This window comes from Mesorhizobium sp. M5C.F.Ca.IN.020.32.2.1 (assembly GCF_004023105.1).
Lineage (GTDB): Bacteria > Pseudomonadota > Alphaproteobacteria > Rhizobiales > Rhizobiaceae > Mesorhizobium > Mesorhizobium wenxiniae.
Map to the genome: position 1 here is coordinate 1 of NZ_RZSX01001176.1, position 1,539 is coordinate 1,539.

Sequence of the window (1,539 nt, forward strand, 5' to 3'; positions counted from 1 at the left end):
GCCATGGCGTTCGGCCTGACCTCGAGATGGCCGGTCGCCTCGCCCTTGGGAATTTCGCTGTAGAGCGTCGACCATTTGGCGCCCCATTTGCAGCCCTGGAAGCAGAAGCCGGTCTGCTGGCAGGCATTGCGGTCGTCGCGCGGCTCGGAATTGATTGCCATCCGGCCGGTGTGGCACTCCTTGTAGCCGAGCTTGTCGGCGCCGGCCTTCATCACCTTGAAGTTGTTGTTGCCGGGAAGGCCTGGGATGTTGTTGGTGAGCGTCACGCCCAGCTTATCTTCGGCTTTGCGTAGTAGGGCTCCAGCTCGGCAAGCGTGATCGGCCAATCGAGCAGGTTCGCGCCTTCTAGTTTTCCGTAGGTCGAAAGCGTTCTGAATTCATGCTCCTGAAACCGCAGCGAGGCCCCCGCCCAGTGCGTGGTCGAGCCGCCGACCGCCTTGACGATCCATGCCGGCAGATTGGGAAAATCTTTCGCCACCCGCCAGTCGCCCGAGGTCGTGCGCTTGTCCGTCCAGGCGAGTTGGGCGAATGAGTCCCACTCGTCGTTGATGAAATCCTCGTATTCGTGGCGTGCGCCCGCCTCCAGGATGACGACATCGATGCCTTTCTGGGCGAGTTCGTTGCCGAGCGTGCCGCCGCCGGCGCCGGAGCCGATGATGACAACCACGCCGTCGTTCGTGAGATCAAATGGTGCTGCCATGGTTTCCTCCCATGATGTCTATTGTGTACGGTTTGGGACGACGGGGGCTCAGAGCCACTCGATGTCGTCGAACCCGCGCGCCATGTAGCCGCCCTTGGAGTAGGACTCGCCCTCGTAGCCGAAGATCGGCCAGACCTCTTTCTGGTTGTAGAGACCGACGACAAGCCCGCCACGGACTGCCTGGAAGAACGGCGTGTCCTCGATCTCTCTTAGCACGGCAACGCGCTGCTCCTCCCAGCCGAGGCTGGTGTAGCCACCCTTACCCGACTTCGAGTCGAGTTCGGCGATGCCGGTTTTCGATGAGGTCCTTATGGGCTGGGTCTTTGCCGGCCTGCTCGTCATGGGCCTTGACGGCGATTGCGTAATATTCGTCAGGCACTTGGTCGTGCGGGTAGATGTCGCGCGCCATCTGGATCAGGGTCGCCATGGTTTCGGGCTTGAGCGCGGATGTTTCGAGACCCCAGGCATGTTCCGGGCTGATGACGGCACTGCCCGAAATGACCAGCAACGCGCCGACACCGCCGCGCTTCAGAAGCTCACGGCGCGATAGCCCGGGCTTCCTTGCATGGGCCGGCTTTCTCTCATAAATCGTGACCATTTGCTCCTCCCTTTGCTTGCTGTTCGCACCCGAAGGTGCCCTGGCTAGCGCCCGCTGGCCGGCGCGGCCGTAATGTCTCCTATTTGAACCGACCCTGACGCTGCAGAACCTCGATCTTGTAACCGTCGGAATCCTCGATGAAGAAGAAGCGCGCGAGCAGCGCTCCGTCGCGGTTGAACTCGACGATCTTCTTCGGGCTCAGGTCAAGCGCGCCGAGCCGGTCATGTTCGCTGTCCAGATC

Annotated in this window: 3 pseudogenes; all 3 read right to left on the bottom strand. The window is 61.7% G+C overall.

Annotated elements, in window-relative coordinates:
* A pseudogene (locus tag EOA86_RS34075) lies at nt 1-700 on the bottom strand (GMC family oxidoreductase N-terminal domain-containing protein); the annotation flags it as partial.
* A 48-nt stretch (nt 701-748) separates the two neighbouring features.
* Nucleotides 749-1,298, bottom strand: a pseudogene (locus tag EOA86_RS34080) (gluconate 2-dehydrogenase subunit 3 family protein).
* Between the two features lie 79 nt (nt 1,299-1,377).
* Nucleotides 1,378-1,539 (bottom strand): annotated as a pseudogene (locus tag EOA86_RS40920) (lactoylglutathione lyase); the annotation flags it as partial.